The organism is Promicromonospora sukumoe 327MFSha3.1 (genome assembly GCF_000385135.1).
Classification (GTDB): Bacteria; Actinomycetota; Actinomycetes; order Actinomycetales; family Cellulomonadaceae; genus Promicromonospora; species Promicromonospora sukumoe_B.
Genome location: NZ_ARQM01000001.1, coordinates 1 through 19,081, shown reverse-complemented (window position 1 = coordinate 19,081; position 19,081 = coordinate 1). Strand labels below are relative to the sequence as shown.

The following is a 19,081-nucleotide window of genomic DNA, read 5'->3' as shown; positions in this document are numbered from 1 at the left end:
CTTCGAGTCTGCGCCCTGAGCCGGCCCGCGGCTCAGGCTCTACGTATACCGGCTCAGCCCGCGCTTCCCTCGGTGGCCTCGTCGGTGGCGCCGTCAGTGGCCCCGTCGGGCGTCTCGGCGCCGGTTCCGTCGGTGGACGGCGGCAGCACGAGCGTCGCGTCGTCCTCGAACCCGTACTGCCCCACGACGCCGTCCAGGCGGGCCGCGACGGCGAGGGGCACGTTGATGCGGCCCACGAGCCGGTCGATGCCGCTGACGGTGCTGACCTCGGCGGCGAGCTCCTCGTTGTCCCGCACGGCCTGCACGGCGTCGCCCGGGTCGTCCGTCGGCCCGGCGAGCACGGCCGCGCCGGAGACCTCCTGGGCGGCCTGCGTGACGGCGGTCCAGACGTCCGGCGTCGGCTCCGCCTCCTCGGTGGCGCCGTCGGCCGTCTGCTGCGGCTGGCCCGCGGGGCCCACGAGCAGCACCAGGGCCTCCGCGGCCTCGGTCTGCTCCTCGCCCGGCTCCACGAAGCCGAAGCGCTCGAGCTGGTTCTCCAGGTCGGTGGCCTGCGAGCTGCGGTCGCTGCCGCCGTCGTCGCCCGTGAGCGCGACGGCCAGCGCGGCGCCGAGCACGGCGCTCGGGTCGTCGTTCTCCGGGACGGCGTCGCCGAGACCGTCACGCAGCCCCGCGGCGACGGTCTCGCGCGTCGACTCCTCCTCGGGGTCGGTCCAGGCGTCGGTCAGCTCGGTCTTGGCCACCACCGTGGCGCCGGCCGTGTCGAGCTGGTTCAGCACGCCGTCGTGGACGTCCTGCGAGACCTCGCCGAGCTGCACCACCGCGACGCGCTCGTTCTCCAGCGACCCGGTCACCAGCTGGGTGCCGACCGCCTCGATGTAGCGCTCGTCGCCGTCCAGGGCGTTCTGGGTGGCGTCCAGCTCGGTGCGCAGGTCGCTGCGCTCGGCGCGCAGCGCGTCCACCTGTTCCGTCAGGGTCTCCCCGATCGCGCCCTGCAGGGGTCCGGCGCCGAGGATGATGCCGACGGCGAGGGCGAGGAACACGGAGATGAGCGAGACGAGGTGGTATCGGAAGTCGATCACGGTAGGGAGAAGTCCTTAAGCATGTTCCGGGCGGGTCAGCCCGGCGTCAGGTCGGGGCGGTGTGGCGTGCGGGAGAGCATCCCGGCAGGTCAGCCGCCGAACAGGGTACCGATCCAGGACACCACGTCGTCGAACCGTGCCCCGATCAGGCCGAAGAAGGTCTGCCCGGCCGAGGTCGAGGCGAGGGCCGCGAGCACCGCCGCGACACCTGCTCCCGACAGCAGCGTGAGCTGGGTGTTCGAGATCCGCGTGCGGTACAGCCGGGACACGCCCTTGGCGTCCACGAGCTTGCCGCCCACGCGGAGCCGCGTCAGGAAGGTCGAGGCCATGCCCGAGCGCCCCTTGTCCAGGAACTCCACGAGGGTGGCGTGCGTGCCGACGGCGACGATGAGCTCGGCGCCCTTGTCGTCGGCCAGCAGCATCGTGATGTCCTCGCTGGTCCCCGTGGCGGGGAAGACGACGGGCTCCACGCCGAGCGCCTTGACGCGCTCCAGCCCGGGCGCCTTGCCGTCGCGGTAGGCGTGCACCACGATCTCCGCGCCGCAGGCCAGGGCCCGGTCGGAGACGGAGTCCATGTCGCCCACGATCATGTCGGGCTGCCAGCCCGCATCGATGATCGCGTCCGCGCCACCGTCCACACCGATGAGGACCGGCCGGTTCTCGCGGATGTAGGACCGCAGCTGCGCCAGGTCCTCCCGGTAGTGGTACCCGCGCACGACGATCAGCACGTGCCGGCCGTCGATGTCGGTCCGGATGTCGGGCACGCCCACGCCGTCGAGCAGGAGGTCCCGCTCGCGACGCAGGTAGGTCATGGTGTTCTCGGCGAACCGCTCGATCTCGGCCGACAGCCCCTCACGGGCGGCGGCCATGTTCGCGGCGACCGTGCGCGGCGTCTGGTGCGTGCCCGTGGCCACGACCTCGCCGCCCACGACGATCTCGCCGCCCACGATCTCGACCTCGGCGTGCTCGTCGATGGCCATGACCGACGGGCCGAGGTCGTCCACGAGGACGATGCCGGCCTCGACCAGGATCTCGGGACCCGTGTTCGGGTACCGCCCGGACGTGGACGGCGCGGCGTTCAGGACGGCCACCGGGGCCGCGGAGACCAGCGCGTCGGCGGCGACGCGGTCGATGTCGACGTGGTCGATCACGGCGACGTCGCCGTGGTTCAGCCGGGACGTGAGCTCCTTGGTGCGAGCTCCGATCCGGGCGGGGCCGTGCGCCACGGCCTGCGGCAGCACCGGAGCGAGGTCCGGTGCACTCTTCGCGGCGCTCTTGTCGGCGCGCTTCTCGGGTCGGGAGATCAGCTTCATCCGCTCTATCGTCCCACGACCGAGGACTCCAGGAGCTCCAGCGCGTGGGTACGCGCCGTCTCCGAGTCGTCCTGGCCGGACAGCATGCGGGCGAGCTCACGGACGCGTGCGTCCGCGGTGACCTCGCGCACACCCGTGACCGTGATCATCCCGTCGTCGCCGTCGCTCGCACCGGCCTCGCCGTCCGAGCTCTTGGTGACCACGAGGTGGGCGTCCGCGAACGCGGCGACCTGCGCCAGGTGGGTCACGACGACCACCTGGGTGCTCCGCCCGAGCTGGGCCAGCCGGCGGCCCACCTCGACCGCGGCCCGGCCGCCGACGCCGGCGTCGACCTCGTCGAAGACGAAGGTGCTGCGCGGGGTCTCCGCCGTCCGCGCCGCGGCCGCGCCGCCCGACGTCGCCAGGGCGACCTCGAGCGCGAGCATCACGCGGGAGAGCTCACCGCCGGACGCGCCCTTGCCGAGCGGCCGCTCCGGGGCGCCGGGGTGCGGCACCAGCAGGAACGTGACCTGGTCGGCGCCGAACGGTCCGGGCTGGTCCAGCCGGTCCACCGTGACGACCAGGTGGGCGCCGCCCATCGCGAGCCCGTGCAGCTCGTTCGTCACGGCCGTGGCCAGGTCGGACGCGCCGCGCGTGCGCTCGGCCGTGAGGATCTCCGCCAGCCGGTTCAGCTCGCCGTCCAGCTCCGCCACGCGGGCACGCATCGAGGTGAGGCGGTCGCCGCCGTCGTCCAGGTCGAGCAGGCGCAGGCCCGCGTCGCTGGCCCACTGCAGCACCTCGTCGATGGTCTCGCCGTAGGAGCGGGTCAGGGCGTTCAGCTCCGCCATGCGGTTGTGCGCCGTCTCCAGCCCGGCGGGGTCGGCCTGCAGGTCGTCGACGTAGGCGGCGACGTCGGTCGCCACGTCCGACAGGAGGTAGCCCACCTCGGCGAACCGGGTGGCCAGGACGCCGAGCGCGGCGTCGGAGTGCGCCGCGGCGTCGAGCGCGCGGCGCGCCCGCTCCACCAGGGCGATCGCGTTCTCGCGCGCGCCGTCGGCGTCCTCGCCCGCGACGGCCTCGTGGGCCTCGGTCGCGGCCGTGCGCAGGCCCTCCGCGTTCGACAGGCGCTCGATCAGGGCCTGCAGCTCGGCGTCCTCGCCCGTCTGCGGGTCGACGCGCTCGATCTCCTCCAGGCCGATGCGCAGCAGCTCCACCTCGCGGGCCCGCTCGGCGCCGCGCGCCTCCAGGTCCGCGATCTCGGTGAGCAGGCCGCCCCGCTCGCTCCACGCGGTGCGGTAGGCGGCGAGCACGCGCTGGTGCGCGGGGCCCACGAACGTGTCGAGCGCGTCGCGCTGCTTGGCCGCCGTGCGCAGCCGGAGCTGGTCGGCCTGCCCGTGCACGGTGAACAGGTCTTCCGCGATCTCCGCGAGCACGCCCTGCGGCACGGCGCGGCCGCCAAGGTGGGCCCGCGAGCGGCCGTCGGCGATGGTGCGCAGGATCACGACGGTGCCGTCGTCCTCCACCTCGCCGCCCGCCTCGTCGACCCGGCCCAGCACGGCGTCGCGCCCGGAGACGCGCACCCGCCCCTCCACCGCGGCCGACGACGCCCCCGGGCGCACCGACTGCGGGTCGGCCTTGGCGCCCATGAGCAGGTTCAGCCCCGTGAGCACCATCGTCTTGCCCGCGCCCGTCTCGCCCGTGATGACGGTCAGGCCGTCCGACAGGGGTACCCGGGCCGAGCGGATGACGCCCAGGTTCTCGATAGCGATCTCCTCGAGCACCTGACTCCTTAGGTCTCTGGTGTGGTGTCGGCTGGGTCAGAAGGTACATCTTGCGCCTCGACGTGCCCCGACCCGACACGGTCCCGCCAGCCCGACACGGGCAGGTTGAACTTCGACACGAGGCGGTCCGCGAACGGCGCGTTCGACAGCCGTGCGAGGCGCACCGTACCCCCCTGACGCACCACGACGCGAGAACCGCGGGGCAGCCGGATCTCCCGGCGCCCGTCACAGGTCAGCACGCCCTCGACCGTCGACTGCGGCAGCACGTCGACCGTGTAGCGCGACTTCGGGCCGATGACCAGCGGCCGCGCGAACAGAGCGTGCGCGGACAGCGGCACCATGAGCACGGCGTCGACGTCGGGCCAGATGACGGGGCCGCCGCCCGAGAACGCGTGCGCCGTCGAACCCGTGGCGGTGGACATCACCACGCCGTCGCAGCCGAACGACAGGAGCGGGCGGCCGTCCACCCCGATCGCGACCTCCAGCATGCGGTCGCGCGACGCCTTCTCCACTGTCGCCTCGTTCAGCGCCCAGCCGACCACGGGCTCCGCCGTGCCGGGCAGGTGCACCGTGACGTCGACCGTGGCGCGCTCCTCCACGTCGTAGTCGTGCGCCACGAGCCGCTGGACGGCGGCGCGCAGGTCCTCCCGCTCGGACTCCGCGAGGAAGCCCACGTGCCCCAGGTTCACGCCCAGCAGCGGCACGTCGGTGCCCCGCGTCAGCTCCGCGGCACGCAGGATCGTGCCGTCGCCCCCGAGCACCATCACGGCCTCGGCGTTGTGCACGCCCTCGGCGACGCGCTTGGCCGCCATGTGGTCGCCGAACTCCTCGGCGAGCGCGTCGTCGTGCAGCGTGTACTCGAAGCCCGCGGCCTTCAGCTCGCGCAGGGCCTCCGCCAGCGCCGCGACCGCCTGAGGGCGGCCGCCATGGGTCACGATGAGCACTCGCCGGGTCACGGGCTGGGCTCCTTCTGCTCGTCGGTGTGCTGCTGCGTCTTCTCGGATACCGGCCCTGGTTCGGCCTCTTCCCCACCGTGCACGACGACGGCCGGCGGCTCGGGCGGGCGGCCGGGCCGCCCGGCGGGCTCACCCGGCGCGGGGTCCCAGGCCACCGCCGTCTCGGCGGCGGCCACCAGGGCCAGGTCGTGCTCGTCCGCCCAGGCCACGGGATCGACGGCGAGCCAGACGAAGAACTCCCGGTTGCCGCTCGGGCCCGGCAGCGGGCTCGGCACCACCGCGCGGGCCCGCAGACCGAGGCCGTCGGCGGCACGCAGCACCGTGGTCACGGCCTCGACGTGCAGCGCCGGGTCACGGACCACGCCGCCGCTGCCCAGGCGCTCGCGGCCGACCTCGAACTGCGGCTTGACCATCAGCAGCGCCTGCGCGCCCGGGCGCAGCACGCCCGCGACGGCGGGCAGCACCACGGTCAGGGAGATGAAGGACAGGTCGGCGACCACGAGGTCCGGGCACTGCGCGAGGTCGCCCGGGGTCAGGTCGCGCACGTTGAAGCCCTCGACCACGGTCACCCGGTCGTCGCCGCGCAGCGCGGGCACGATCTGGTCGTGGCCCACGTCGACAGCGACCACGTGGGCGGCCCCGCGACGCAGCAGCACGTCGGTGAACCCGCCGGTCGACGCGCCGAGGTCGGCGCAGAACGCGCCCTCGACCACGGGTGCGCCCGGGACCCGGGCCAGCGCGTCGAGCGCGCCCGCCAGCTTCCAGGCGGCGCGCGACGCGAAGTCGTGCTCGGGGTCGGGTCCGGGCGCGACGGTCACCTCGGCGCCGTCGGACACCGACGCGGACGGCTTGACCACCACCCGGCCGGCCACCGAGATCCGGCCGGCCGCCACGAGCTCCGCGGCATGCCGACGCGACCGGGCCAGCCCACGCCGGACCAGCTCCGCGTCCACGCGCGTGCTCGCTGTCATCGTCGCCACCGTCAGGCGTCACCGCTCAGGTGCGCCCGCAGGGCGTCGTGGACCGCCTCGAACCGGGCGACGTGCTCGGCCGGGGGCAGCTCGTCGAGGCCGTCGAGCGTGTCGAGCGCGCGCCGGACGCCCGCCTCGGGATCGGCCTGGCCGGTCGCGGGTTCCTCGGTCTCGTAGAACTCGTCCATCGTGCGTCAACGCTCCACTGTGCTCGTCCGTACTGCGCTCGTCCGTGCTGTCGGCCGCCTCTGCTCTCGACCGTCGCTGCTGTCAGCCGTCCGCCGCCGCGGGCCGGTCGGCGTGCTGCATGACACGGTACCCGTCGCCCCCGACAGAACCCGGGAGAATTCTGTGGGGATCGCCGAAGTGCGCTTCCACCCAGTCATTGCGCCCGGAAACACGTCGGTTCCGGGCGCAATGACTGGGTGGAAGCGCACCTCTCACACCGGCAGGTCCGGGATCGTCTTCTCGTCCACCCGTTCGCCCGCATCCACCGCGGCCCAGGTCGCGGCGCACGCGGCGCGGACCAGGTCGATGCCGGCGCCGTCGAGCCGGAGCTCGCCGTCCGACACCCGCGCCGCCGCGCCGCCGGACACGTACCAGCCGTCCGCGAGGACGGGAACCTGGTGCGGCTCCAGCAGCGCCCGGAGGTCGGCGCCCAGGAACGACGGGCGCTCCCCCGGCACGGCCAGCACGGCGTCCCGCGCCGTCGACACGCCCGTGAGCACGTGCAGCCCCGGGTACCCGCCGCCGCGTGCGCCCGCGAGATCCGTGTCGAGCCGGTCCCCGATCACCAGCGGCCGGCTCGCGCGGGCCCGCTCGACGGCGAGCCGGTACATCGTGGGCGACGGCTTGCCGGCGCTGTCCGGCGTGACTCCCGTCGCGGCCACGACGGCGCCCACGAGGGCACCGTTCCCCGGCGCGAACCCACGCGCCGTCGGCAGCGACAGGTCCAGGTTGCTCGCCACGTGCCAGGCGCCCCGGCTCACCGCGTACGCCGCCTCGGCGAGCTGGGTCCAGCCCAGCTCGGGGGTGTACCCCTGCGCGACGGCGTCCGGGTCGTCGTCCGCCGACTCCACCACGGTGAAGCCAGCCGACCGCACCGCGGTGACCAGGCCCTTGCCGCCGACGACGAGCACCTTCGCGCCCGCGTCGAGCCGCGTGGTGAGCAGCGCGGCGCAGGCCTGCGCCGCGGTCATCACCTCGTCCGGGTTCGTCGGGATGTCGAGGCCCGTGAGCTGGCCCGCGACGTCCTCCGGCTCCCGCGAGGCGTTGTTCGTCACGAACAGCAGCCGCATGCCGCCCGACCGCGCCGCGGCCAGGCTCGCCGACGCGTGCTCGATCGGCAGGTGCCCCTTGTACGCCACGCCGTCCAGGTCGACGAGCGCGAGGTCGTAGGCCGCGGCGAGCGGGGCGTCGCTCGCCAGCAGGCCGGCGTTCGCCGTCACTCCTTCTCCTGCCCGACGTCGGAGCGGTCACCCTGGGCGGGCGCCGTCGAGGTGGTGTCGGTCGGCTCCGTGACGGCGGGCTCGTCGATGTCGATCACGGCGTCGGAGGCCTCGGCGGAGCCGGACTCCTTCTCGTAGGATCCGGCATCGGCGGCCGACGCGTCGTCCTCCGACTCGCCGTCACCCTCGTCCTCGTCCTCGGACTCGTCCGACTCCGGCTCGTCCGGCGAGTCGGCAGAGTCAGCGGAGTCCGCGGAATCGGCCGAGTCGGCGGAGTCCGCCGAGTCGGCGGAATCGGCCGAGTCGGCGGAATCGGCCGAGTCACCGGAGTCAGCCGAGTCGCCAGAATCGGCGGAGTCACCGGACTCCTCGTCGTCAGAGTCGTCCTCGTCGGAGTCCTCGTCGGAGTCCTCGTCGCCCTCCTCGTCCGAGTCGCCCTCGTCCGCGAACTCCTCCGGGTGCTCGGCGGCGTACTCCTGCTCGGCGAGCTCCGCGTCCTCCTCGACGTCGAACACGGTGATGTCCTCGTCCGGGGTCTGCGCGCCGATCGCGCGCTCGAGCGCCTCGCTGTCGACGCTCGCGAGGAGCGCGGCCGCCTCGTCAGCGCGGCCAGCGGCCTCGAGCGCGACCGCGCGGGCCTGCACCACGCGCAGCCCGAGGTCGCCCTGGGCGTCCTCGGCCGAGACCTTGTCGAGCACGGCCAGGGCGGCGTCGTGCTCGCCCAGGTCGGAGCGGGCGCCGCTGGCCACGATCGCAAGCTCGATGCGCCCGGTGGCGTCGAGCGTCGCGGCCTCCTCCGAGGCGGCGAGCGCCAGGGCACGCTCCGGACGGCCGAGGCCGCGCTCGGCGTCGGCCATGATCGGCAGGTGCTCGGAGGAGCCGTTCAGCCGGCGCACCGTGCGCAGCTCGCGCAGCGCCTCGGCGTACCGGTTGGTGTGGTACGCCGCGAGGCCCGCGGCCTCGCGGACGATGTCGATACGACCGGCGCCGCGCACCGCGGCCTGGGTGTGCTCGTAGGCACGCTCCGGGTCGACGTCGAGCAGCCGGCCCGCCATCACCAGGTGCAGCCCGACGTACTCGGCGTGCTCCTTGCTCAGGCCGCGCAGGCGCGAGCGCACGTCGCGGTCGAGCTGGCTGAACGAGGCGTCCTCGGCGATCTCCGGCTCGGGAACGCGGGGGGCGCGCTCCTCGCCCGCGTCCTGGCGCGGACGGTCGTCACGGTCGCCGAACGAGCGACGCGGACGGTCGCCACCGCGCTCGTCGCGACGGGGGCGGTCGCCACCGCGCTCGTCGCGACGGGGGCGGTCGCCACCGCGCTCGTCGCGGTCGCCGTACGAGCGGCGCGGCCGGTCGTCGTCGTTGCGCCGGGAGGAGCGGTCACCCTCGTCACGACGGGGACGGTCGCCCCCGCGGTCCTCGAAGGAACGTCGGGGACGGTCGTCGAACGAACGCTGCGGGCGGTCGTCCCGGCCGCGGCCGTCGCGCGCGCCCCGGTCGTCGCGGTCGCCGTAGGAACGGCGCGGACGGTCGCCGCGGTCGTCGAAGGAACGGCGCGGACGGTCGTCGTCGCGGCGCGGGCCACGGTTGTCCCGGTCGTCGAACGAGCGACGGGGCCGCTCGTCGTCGTTCCGGCGGAACGGGCGGTCACCGTCGTTGCGCCGCGGGCGGTCGCCGCCACGGTCGTCGAACAAACGACGCGGGCGGTCGTCGTCGCGACGCGGACCACGGTTGTCCCGGTCGTCGAACGAGCGGCGCGGACGGTCGTCGTCCCGACGTGCCGGGCGGTTCCCACCGCGGTCGTCGAAGCTGCGGCGCGGGCGGTCGCCCTCGTCGCGGCGGGGACGGTCGCCCCCGCGGTCCTCGAAGGACCGGCGCGGACGGTCGTCGAACGAACGCTGCGGCCGATCGTCCCGGTCGAAGCTCCGGCGAGGCCGGTCGTCGTCCCGGCGCGGGCCGCTGCCCGCACGGTCGTCGAACGAGCGACGCGGACGGTCGCCGTCGTTGCCCCGGTACGAGCGGTCGTTCCGCGCGCCGCGGTCGTCGCGGCCGCCCCGGAAGTCGCGGTCCCCGCGGTTGTCCCGGTCGCCACCCCGGTTGTCGCGCTCGCCGTACGGGCGGCGCGGCCGGTCGTCGCCTCCGCTCCGGAACGGACGGTCGCCGCCGCGGTCGTCACGACGTGGGCGGTCGCCGCCCCGGTCGTCGAACGAACGACGCGGCCGGTCGTCGTCACGCCGGGGCCCGCTGCCCCCGCGGGCGCCGTCATACCGGCGGCCCCGGTCTCCACCGCGCTCACCGCCCCGGTCGTCGCGACGCGGACCGTTGCCGTCGTTGCGGTAGGCGCCCTTGCGCTCGCCGCGGCGGTCGCCCTCGCGGTCGTTCCCCTGGTCACGGGGCGTTTCGTTCACGGTGTTCCCTTCGATGACAGATGCCCGAACATTCTCCCACGGGAGCCGTCGTCTCCCGGGGTCGAAAGGATGTGACGTGCGCGTCCGCGGGCGACGACAGAACGCAGAATCGGCAGTTGGCATTGAGATCGGTCCAACACTGGACCGATCTCAATGCCAACTGCCGACCAGGCCCCAGGACGCTCCCCCAGGACAGCCCGCCGCAACCCGCTCACGGGCGGGCCGGCAGGACCTCCGGGTTGGAGGCGTCCGGCCGCCGCAGCATCCGCACGGTCACCAGGGTCAGGGCCGCGACCACGAGCAGCAGCACCACCATCCCGGCGTTGAACGCGAACCCGAAGATCCAGAGGTACCCGATGCCGCCCGTCGCGAGGCAGTAGTACGTCATGGGGAGGATCGTCTTGCGGATCAGGTCGCCCTCGCGCCCGAGCAGGCCGACCGTCGCGGCCGCGGCGACCACGTTGTGCACGGCCACCATGTTGCCCGCAGCACCACCCACGGCCTGGAGCGCCGCCACGGTCTCCGGCGTCGCCGCCCCGATCCCCAGCCCGGTGTTGAACTGGAACAGCGCGAACATCATGTTGGAGACCGTGTTCGAGCCCGCGACGAACGCGCCCAGCGCGCCGATGAACGGGGACACGATCGGCCAGCCCTGGCCCGCCAGGTCCGCCGCGGCCTGCGCCAGCGTGATCGGCATCGAGTCGAGCCCGGCGGCGTTGAAGTCGGGCCCGGAGTTGATGAAGATGCGCACCAGCGGCACCGCGCACAGCAGGGCGAACGCCGCGCCGCCGAGCTGACCACCGGCCACCTTCCACGACTCCCTGATCTGCGGGCCCCGCATGCCGTGCAGCACGTAGGTCACGAGGCAGACCAGGAGGAAGATGGCCCCCGGCGAGTACAGCAGGTCCATGTTCTGGCTGATCCCGGTGCCGAAGATGTCCGGCACCTCGAGCACCGCGGGGCCCGTGAGGAAGTCCTTGATCACCGGGACGTTCCGGGTGATCAACAGCAGCGCCGCCACGATCACGTACGGCGACCACGCCCGGACCATCGACATGCGGCGCGTCAGCGTCGCCGCCTCCGCCGTCGGGTCCACCGTCCCCATCCACCGGTCGCTCCAGCGCTCGCGCGGCGGGAAGTCCCAGACGTCCTTGGGCATGAGGAAGCCCTTCGACGACGTGAACATCACGAGCACCAGCCCGAGGAACCCACCGAGCAGCGACGGGAACTCCGGACCCAGCAGGTAGGCCACGGTCACGTACGGCACGATCATGGCGAGCGCCGCGTAGACGGCGAACGGGGCGACGGCGAGGCCCGCACGGAACGATCGTCTCTCGCCGTAGAAGCCGCACATCAGCGTGACGAGGATGAGCGGCACGAGGATGCCGACTATCGCGTGGATGGTCGCCACCTGGGTCGCGGTGTGGGCGATGAACCCGAGATGGTCCAGCCCGAGGGCGTCGGCGCGCGCCTGGACCTCGGGGGCCAGCGCGCCCGAGGTGTCCGCCAGTCCCGTACCCAGCCCGGTCAGCATGGGCGTACCGACGGCGCCGAAGCTCACCGGCGTGGACTGGATGATGAGGCCCGCCATGACGGCGGCGGCCGCGGGGAAACCGAGCGCGAGCATGAGTGGCGCGACCACGGCGGCGGGCGTGCCGAACCCGGCCGCCCCCTCGATGAACGACCCGAAGAGCCAGGCGACGATGATCACCTGCACCCGCCGGTCGGGGCTGATCGTGGTGAAGCCCGCCCGGATCGTCTGCAGCGCGCCACTCTTGGCCAGCGTCTCCAGCATCAGCAGCGCGCCGAAGATGATCCAGAGCAGACCGATCGCGATCAACAGTCCCTGGACGACGGATGCGCCCACCGCGACCGGGGACATACGCCACGCGAACAGGGCGATGACCACGACCAGAGCTAGGCCGACCGGCATCGCGGTCCGGGCCGGCCAGCGAAATCCGAGCAGCAGGGTGCCTACGACGAGGATCGGGAGCAGCGCGAGCAGGGCGAGGACGCCGAGATTGTCCATGGTGACTCCAGTCCGGCCTCGTTGCCGGGTAGGGTTCTCTGGAACTTTCGCATGGTGGAATTGACACTCCACACAGTGACAATCTAGCAGCAAACCGGCGCAATCGGGAGTTTTCACCCGAACGGTTCGGCTCAGCCCAGCAGTTCCTCGACCCCCACCCCACGCAGGGACGCGTCCAGCACCAGCACCATGTGCGCCGTCGGCATGGCGCGTCCCTGCCGGGACAGCGCGCCGGTGATCTGCAGCAGACAGCCCGGGTTGGACGTGACCAGCAGCTCCGCGCCCGTGGCCGCCACGTGCGTGGCCTTGCGATCACCCAGCTCCCGCGCCGGCTCAGGGTTGGTGAGGTTGTAGATCCCGGCCGACCCGCAGCACATGTCGCCCTCGGCGATCTCCTTGACCACCAGCCCCGGGATCGTCGCGAGCACCGCGCGCGGCTGCGCCTTCACGCCCTGCGCGTGCCGCAGGTGGCAGGCGTCGTGATACGCGATCGTGAGCGGCAGCGGGTGCCTCGGCGCGACCGGCTCCAGCTCCGCCAGCACCTCGGAGACGTCCCGGGTCCGGGCCGCGAAGGCGGCCGCCCGCTCCGCGTAGGCGGGGTCGTCGGCCAGCAGGTCGGCGTAGTCCTTCATCGTGGACCCGCACCCGGCCGAGTTGGCCACGATCCGCTCGACGCCGGCGTCGGCGAACGCGTCGACCAGCGCCCGCGCGTAGTCGAGCCCCTCGGCCTCGCGCCCGGCGTGCACGGACAGCGCGCCGCAGCAGCCCTGGTCCGGCGGCACCACGACGTCGCAGCCCTCCGCGGCGAGCACCCGCGCCGTCGCCGCGTTCACGCCGGGGTAGAACTCGCGCTGCACGCAGCCCAGCAGCAGCCCGACCGTCATCCGCCGCTCCCCGACCGCCGGGACCAGCGCCGGCACCGGCACGCGCGGCCCCACGGGCGGCGCGATCGCCTCCATGGTCGCCAGCGTCGGGGACGTCCGCGCCAGCACCGGCCGCACCAGGCGGGAGAGCCCCGAGCGCTGGTACATCGCGAGCAGCGGCAGCACCCGCCGAAGCCGCTCCGGGTGCGGGAACAGCGCGAAGATCGCCGACCGGAGCAGCCGCTGCCCGCGCGACCGGTGCTCGGCGCCGCGCCGCTCGACCTGCTGCCGGGTCGCCTCGACGAGCGTGTCGTACCGGACCCCCGACGGGCACGCCGTCACGCACGCCATGCACCCCAGGCACGCGTCGACGTGCTGCACGAGCGCCGCCGACATCGGCTCGCCCTCCAGCCCCTCCTTCATGAGGTAGATCCGGCCGCGCGGGGAGTCCATCTCCTCGCCCCACAGCGAGTAGGTGGGGCAGGCGGGGAGGCAGAACCCGCAGTGCACGCAGTCGTCCACCAGCTCGCGGGACGGCGGACGGTGCCCGTCGAACGCCCCCTGCCCGGTGGACCCCCGCTCGTCGAAGGAGCCCAGCAGGTCCGGCTTCGCCTCGCTCATCAGATGCCTCCCACGAATCGGCCGGGTGCCAGGTTCCGCCCGGGATCGAGCTGTCGCTTGATCGCCCGCATCAGGTCGAGCCCGCCCACGGGCCCCCACGCGTCCAGCGCCGCCCGCACCTCGGGCGTCGCCCGCAGCACGGTCACGGTCCCCTCCCGTGGGCTGGGTGCGGCCGCCCGCAAGTGCCCGACGGCGAGCGCGGTCGCCTCGGGCGAGCCCGTCACCAGGGCGTACAGCACTCCGGCGGCGGTCCCGCGCAGCGCGACACCGGCCCCGTACCGCTGCTCGCTTTCTCGTGCCGCGGCCAGCAGCCCGGCCACCCCGGTGAGCGTCGCGGTCGCCTTGACGAGGGTCGAGCCGTCGCAGGTAGGCCCGCCGCTGGTCCCGGGCAGCGCCGCCCACCACTCCGGTTGCTCCGCCCGGACCCGGCCGCCCAGCAGCCCGGCCGCGTCGGCGGCCCGCTGCCCGACGGCAGCCCCGGTCCCCTCCAGCAGCACCGCCACCTCGGCGACGTCGCTGCCCGCGGGCCGGTCGATCTCGACCGCGGCGGGCGCGAGCTGCGAGGCGACCACGTCGCGGGCCTGCGCGGCGACGTCGGCCGCCGGGCCCGAGCCGATCACGAACGCACGGTCCGGCCGCGCCGGGTGCAGCCGGAACGCCGCCCGGACCACGATGCCGAGGGTCCCGTACGCACCGGTCAGGAGCTTGGCGAGGTCGTAGCCGGCCACGTTCTTGACCACCTTGCCGCCCGACGACGCGACGGTGCCGTCGGCGAGCACAACGGTCGCGCCCAGCACGAGGTCGCGCACCCCGCCGCGCTGCAGGCGCCGCGGGCCGGACACGCCCGTCGACAGCAGACCGCCCACCGTGGAGCCGCCAGCCAGCCGCGCGGGCGGCAGGTCGACCACCAGCTCCTGCGCCGCGCCGCCGACCTTCTCCAGCAGCTCCGCGACGGGCAGCCCGGCCTCGGCCACGACCACCAGGTCTCCCGCGCCGTGCTCCACGAGCCGGTCCAGGCCCGTGGTCTCCAGGACCAGGTCGACACGCTCCGGCGGGGCGCCCCAGTCGAGCGCCGTCCCGGCGCCGCGCGCCACGGTGACCAGCCCCTGCGCGGTCGCCTCGCGCAGCAGGGCGGCCACGCCGTCCGCCGACGCCGGCCGCGCCACCACCGTGGCGGGTACCCCGTCGACGGTGTCCTCCGGTCCCGCCTCGCGCACCGCGCCGCCGTCGTGCCGCAGCGCCCCGGCGAGCCGCCGCAGGTCCGCCATCAGAAGACCTCCGCCACGCCGGACTCCGCGAGCGGGTGCGCGCCTCGGTGCCGCCCGGGCCGTTCCCCGCACAGCCGCGGCGTCGGGAAAACCTTGCCGGGGTTCGAGATGCCCTCGGGGTCGAACGCGCAGCGCACCGCCTGCATCGTGTCCAGGTCGTCGGGCGTGAACATGCGCGGCATGTGCTTGGCCTTGTCGGCGCCCACGCCGTGCTCGCCCGTGATGGACCCGCCGTGCTCCAGGCACAGGTCGAGGATCCCGCCGGCCACCGCCTCGGCGCGGTCGACGGCGCCCTCGACCGCGCCGTCGAACAGCACCAGCGGGTGCAGGTTGCCGTCGCCCGCGTGGAAGACGTTCGCCACCCGCACGCCCGCGCTCTCGCTCAGCTCGGCGATCTGCCGCAGCACGAGCGGCAGGGCGGTGCGCGGGATCACGCCGTCCTGCACGATGTAGTCCGGGCTGATCCGGCCGACCGCCGCGAACGCGGACTTGCGGCCCTTCCAGATCAGGGCGCGCTCCTCGTCGTCCGCCGCGACCCGCACCTCGAACGCGCCGGCCCCCTCGCACAGCCGGACGACGTCGTCGAACTCCCCCGCGACGTCCGGGGCGGGCCCGTCGAGCTCGATCACGAGCACCGCGCCCGCGCCGTGCGGGTAGTCGCAGTGCACGGCGGCCTCGGCGGCCTCGATCGCCAGGGCGTCCATCATCTCGATCGCCGCGGGGATCACGCCGGCCGCGATGATCGCGGAGGTGGCGGCCCCGGCGTCGTCCATGGTGCGGAAGGCGGCCAGCAGGGTGCGGACCTCCTGCGGCAGCCGCGTCAGGCGCACCGTCGCGGCGGTGACGATGCCGAGCGTGCCCTCGCTGCCGACGAGCGCGCCGAGTAGGTCGTACCCCGGCGGGTCCGGCGCCTTGCCGCCGATCTCGACCTGCTCGCCACCGGGCGTCACCAGGTCCACGCCCGTGACGTGGTTGGTGGTGAAGCCGTACTTGAGGCAGTGCGCGCCGCCCGAGTTCTCGGCGACGTTGCCGCCGATCGAGCACACGGACTGGCTGGAGGGGTCGGGCGCGAAGTAGTACCCGTCGGGGCTGGTCGCGGCGGTGAGCTGGAGGTTGATCACCCCGGGGTCCACGACGGCGCGCTGGTTGGCCAGGTCCGCCTCCCGGATCGCCCGCAGCTGCGACATGACCACGAGGACGCCCTCGGCGTGCGGCAGCGCCCCGCCCGACAGCCCGGTGCCCGACCCGCGCGCGACGAACGGCACGCCGTGTCGCGCGCAGGCCCGTACCGCCGTCGCGACGTCGGCCGCGTCCCGGGCGAGGACCACCGCGCCGGGGATCACGCGGTAGGCGGCGAGCCCGTCGCACTCGTAGGTCCGCCGCCGCTGCCGGTCGGTGATCACCTGCTCGCCGCCCAGCTCGGCCAGCAGCTCGCCGACGACGTTCCTCAGCCCGCTGGTACTGCTCTCGCCCATCCGGCAACCTCCTCGTTGCGCGCGGTGCTCGTCGAGTACTGGTCAGGGCATGCGGGCGTAGGCCGGGAGGGTCAGGAAGTCCGCGTAGTCGTCCGCGACCGCCACCTCCAGGAACGTCTGCCTGGCCTCCGCGTAGTCTGCAGGGTCACCGGGAAGCCTGGCGATCTCCTCCTCGACGATCCGGTCGATCAGCTCGCGCGTGACCCGGTGGCCCGTGTCGGCGAGCGTCACGTCGTTGTGCAGCCACTGCCACACCTGGGACCTGGAGATCTCCGCGGTGGCGGCGTCCTCCATCAGGTTGAAGATCGCGACGGCGCCGAGCCCGCCGAGCCACGCCTTGAGGTACTGGATGCCCACGGAGATGTTGTTCCGCAGCCCGGCCTCGGTGACGTCGCCGGGGGTGGCGGCGACGTCGAGCAGCTGCGCGGCGGTGACCTGCACCTCCTCGCGGGTGCGGTCGATCTGGTTCGGCCGGTCGCCGAGCACCGAGGTGAAGACCTCCGTGCAGACCCCGACCATGCCGGGGTGGGCCACCCACGAGCCGTCGAACCCGTCGTTGGCCTCGCGCGTCTTGTCGTCGCGCACCTTGGCGAACGCGGCCTCGTTGACCGCCTCGTCGCGGCTCGGGATGAACGCGGCCATGCCACCGATCGCGTGCGCGCCGCGCGTGTGGCACGTCTTGACCAGCAGCTCCGTGTAGGCCCGCATGAACGGCACCGTCATGGTGACGGCGTTGCGGTCGGGCAGCATGAAGTCCGTGCCGCGCGTCCGGAACGACTTGATCACGGAGAACATGAAGTCCCAGCGCCCGGCGTTCAGGCCCGCGCTGTGCTCCCGCAGCTCGTAGAGGATCTCCTCCATCTCGAAGGCCGCGGGGTAGGTCTCGATGAGCACCGTGGCGCGGATGGTGCCCCGCGGGATGCCGAGGAAGTCCTGGGCCAGCACGAACGCGTCGTTCCAGAGCCGGGCCTCCAGGTGCGACTCCATCTTCGGCAGGTAGAAGTACGGGCCCTGGCCCTTCTCGATCTGCCGCAGCCCCGCCGTGGCCAGGTAGAGCGCGAAGTCCACCAGGCTGCCCGACGCCGGACGGCCGTCCACCAGCAGGTGCTTCTCCGGCAGGTGCCAGCCGCGCGGCCGCACGATGATCGTCGCCAGCTCGTCGTCCGGCTTGAGCGCGTAGTGCTTGCCGTTCTCGCCCGTGAAGTCGATGTTCCGGTTGATGGCGTCGAGCAGGTTGAGCTGCCCGCCCACGACGGCGCTCCACTGCGGGGTGTTCGCGTCCTCGTGGTCGGCGAGCCAGGCCTTGGCGCCCGAGTTCAGGGCGTTGATGGTCATCTTCCGGTCCGTGGGGCCGGTGATCTCGCAGCGCCGGTCGGCCAGGCCAGAGGCCGGCTCCGCGACGCGCCACGTCGGGTCCTCGCGGATGTGCCGGGTCTCGGGCAGGAAGTCGAGGGTGCCGCCCGCCGCGAGGTCCTCGACCCGGCGCCGTCGCGCCTCGAGCAGCTCCAGCCGGCGGTCGTCGAGCGCCCGGTGCAGGGCCACCACCAGCCCGAGCGCCTGCGGGGTGAGCACCTCTTCCGCGCGGGGCGCGATGTCGCCGCTGATCGTCAGGCCGTCCGGAGTGTCCACGTCGAGTTCCTTTGGTCGATCGGCTCGGCTCCCGCAGTAATTCCACGATGCGGAAACTGAATACTTCCTAGCGAAAACCCTAGGTGCCCGACGACGCCCGGTCAACGCGTCCGCGGCCCGTCAGCTGCCGGAGAGCTCCGCCGCGACCTCCCGGGCGACCTCGTGCAGCAGCGGGACCGCGCGCTCGCCGAACTCGAACGACACCCGCGCCGCCGGCCCGGACACGGACAGCGCGGTCGGCACCGGCACCCCCGGCACGACGACGGCGAAGCACCGCACGCCGATCTCCTGCTCCCCGTCGTCGACGGCGTACCCGAGCTCCCGGATCTCGCCGACGGCGGCCAGGAGCGCGTCGACGTCGGTGATCGTCCGGTCGGTCGCGGGCGCGAGGCCCACCCGTGCCGCGATCTCGCGCACCGCGCCATCGGACAGCTCCCCCAGGAGCGCCTTGCCGACGCCGGTGCTGTGCAGGTTCACTCGCCGCCCCACCTCGGTGAACATCCGCATCGAGTGCGACGACGCCGCCTGCGCCACGTAGACCGCCATCTCGCCGTCGAGCATCGCGAGGTTCGCGGTCTCGCCCAGCTCGCGCGCCACGCGGGCCAGGTGCCGGCGCGCGCCGGCGCCGAGCTGTCGGCCGGCCGCGTCACCGAGTCCCATCACCCGGGCCCCGAGCGCATAACGGCGCGAGGGCAGCCGCCGCGCGTAACCGCGGGCGACGAGGGTACGCATCAGGCGATGAATGGTAGGCAGCGGCAGCCCCGACTGCTCCGAGAGCTCGCTCAGGCCGGCATCACCGCCGAGCTCCGCAAGGATCTCCAGCAGGTCGAGCGCTCGCTCGACCGACTGCACACCAGTCTCTGCCACGTCGTTCTCCCCGTCGGTACGCCAGACCTACCGGTCGGCGGAACCAGCATTCCACACAGCGGAAGACGGGGTGCTGGCGTTTGTTCCGGGAATGCAGGTAGGGGGTGGGATCACCAACCCGTCAGGGCTAGCAACCCCACCCCCTCCTGGGAATGGTTGTCCGGCGGCGTCCTACTCTCCCACCCCGTCACCAGGGCAGTACCATCGGCGCTGTGAGGCTAAGCTTCCGGGTTCGGAATGGGACCGGGCGTTTCCCCCACGCTATGACCACCGTAACACTATCGAGAACAAGCAAACCCCACACACCCACTATCACTAGTGGCAGGGGGTTGGTGCCCGTGACTCGGGAACCGCATAGTGGACGCGTAGCACAACAAAGAATCTCTTTTAACACGGT

General features: G+C 73.6%; 15 protein-coding genes and 1 rRNA gene. 1 reads left to right on the top strand and 15 read right to left on the bottom strand.

The window, feature by feature from the left end:
• Nucleotides 1-53: 53 nt before the first annotated feature.
• From H291_RS28030 to H291_RS34005, 8 genes are all read right to left on the bottom strand, one after another.
• On the bottom strand, nucleotides 54-1,079 hold the full coding sequence (locus H291_RS28030) for a copper transporter (protein WP_020012926.1): 1,026 nt from the start codon (nucleotides 1,077-1,079) through the stop codon (nucleotides 54-56).
• 89 nt (nucleotides 1,080-1,168) lie between these two features.
• Entirely contained in the window at nucleotides 1,169-2,392 is a 1,224-nt protein-coding gene (gene steA, locus H291_RS0100070; RefSeq protein ID WP_020012925.1) for a putative cytokinetic ring protein SteA, read from the bottom strand.
• 5 nt (nucleotides 2,393-2,397) lie between these two features.
• Nucleotides 2,398-4,152: a DNA repair protein RecN gene (gene recN, locus H291_RS0100065; protein WP_020012924.1), complete on the bottom strand. Its 1,755-nt coding sequence runs from the start codon at nucleotides 4,150-4,152 to the stop codon at nucleotides 2,398-2,400.
• An 8-nt stretch (nucleotides 4,153-4,160) separates the two neighbouring features.
• Nucleotides 4,161-5,108 carry an NAD kinase gene (locus H291_RS28025; RefSeq protein ID WP_121387838.1) on the bottom strand — a complete coding sequence of 316 codons (948 nt, stop codon included), beginning with the start codon at nucleotides 5,106-5,108 and terminating at the stop codon, nucleotides 4,161-4,163.
• Nucleotides 5,105-6,079, bottom strand: coding sequence for a TlyA family RNA methyltransferase (locus tag H291_RS28020; RefSeq protein WP_033325239.1), 975 nt, complete (start codon nucleotides 6,077-6,079; stop codon nucleotides 5,105-5,107). Before H291_RS28020 ends, H291_RS28025 begins: the two co-directional genes overlap by 4 nt.
• Nucleotides 6,080-6,090: 11 nt before the next feature.
• Entirely contained in the window at nucleotides 6,091-6,267 is a 177-nt protein-coding gene (locus H291_RS34010; RefSeq protein WP_020012921.1) for a hypothetical protein, read from the bottom strand.
• A 252-nt stretch (nucleotides 6,268-6,519) separates the two neighbouring features.
• The gene (locus H291_RS0100045) at nucleotides 6,520-7,527 is read right to left on the bottom strand and encodes an HAD-IIA family hydrolase (protein ID WP_020012920.1); all 1,008 of its coding nucleotides are present in this window, start codon (nucleotides 7,525-7,527) and stop codon (nucleotides 6,520-6,522) included.
• Nucleotides 7,524-8,645: a hypothetical protein gene (locus H291_RS34005; RefSeq protein ID WP_198012369.1), complete on the bottom strand. Its 1,122-nt coding sequence runs from the start codon at nucleotides 8,643-8,645 to the stop codon at nucleotides 7,524-7,526. Before H291_RS34005 ends, H291_RS0100045 begins: the two co-directional genes overlap by 4 nt.
• Between H291_RS34005 and H291_RS34845 the strand changes: the two genes are divergently transcribed.
• A complete protein-coding gene (locus H291_RS34845) occupies nucleotides 8,610-10,007 on the top strand; it encodes a hypothetical protein (protein WP_198012368.1) in 1,398 nt (465 codons plus the stop codon). The two genes, H291_RS34005 and H291_RS34845, sit on opposite strands and share 36 nt — an antisense overlap.
• A 136-nt stretch (nucleotides 10,008-10,143) precedes the next feature.
• Here the strand turns inward: H291_RS34845 and H291_RS0100035 are convergent, their stop codons facing one another.
• From H291_RS0100035 to rrf, 7 genes are all read right to left on the bottom strand, one after another.
• Entirely contained in the window at nucleotides 10,144-11,961 is a 1,818-nt protein-coding gene (locus tag H291_RS0100035) for an L-lactate permease (RefSeq protein ID WP_020012918.1), read from the bottom strand.
• A 131-nt stretch (nucleotides 11,962-12,092) separates the two neighbouring features.
• The gene (glcF, locus tag H291_RS0100030; protein ID WP_020012917.1) at nucleotides 12,093-13,445 is read right to left on the bottom strand and encodes a glycolate oxidase subunit GlcF; all 1,353 of its coding nucleotides are present in this window, start codon (nucleotides 13,443-13,445) and stop codon (nucleotides 12,093-12,095) included.
• Entirely contained in the window at nucleotides 13,445-14,713 is a 1,269-nt protein-coding gene (locus H291_RS0100025; protein ID WP_020012916.1) for an FAD-binding oxidoreductase, read from the bottom strand. The genes glcF and H291_RS0100025 overlap by 1 nt, the downstream gene beginning before the upstream one ends.
• Nucleotides 14,713-16,188, bottom strand: coding sequence for an FAD-linked oxidase C-terminal domain-containing protein (locus H291_RS0100020; RefSeq protein ID WP_020012915.1), 1,476 nt, complete (start codon nucleotides 16,186-16,188; stop codon nucleotides 14,713-14,715). The genes H291_RS0100025 and H291_RS0100020 overlap by 1 nt, the downstream gene beginning before the upstream one ends.
• Nucleotides 16,189-16,230: 42 nt before the next feature.
• Nucleotides 16,231-17,817 (bottom strand): malate synthase A, encoded by a 1,587-nt coding sequence (aceB, locus tag H291_RS0100015; RefSeq protein WP_020012914.1) that lies wholly within the window; start codon nucleotides 17,815-17,817, stop codon nucleotides 16,231-16,233.
• Between the two features lie 120 nt (nucleotides 17,818-17,937).
• Nucleotides 17,938-18,684 (bottom strand): IclR family transcriptional regulator, encoded by a 747-nt coding sequence (locus H291_RS0100010; RefSeq protein WP_157236622.1) that lies wholly within the window; start codon nucleotides 18,682-18,684, stop codon nucleotides 17,938-17,940.
• A gap of 158 nt (nucleotides 18,685-18,842) precedes the next feature.
• Nucleotides 18,843-18,959 (bottom strand): 5S ribosomal RNA (gene rrf / locus H291_RS0100005).
• Nucleotides 18,960-19,081: the final 122 nt, after the last annotated feature.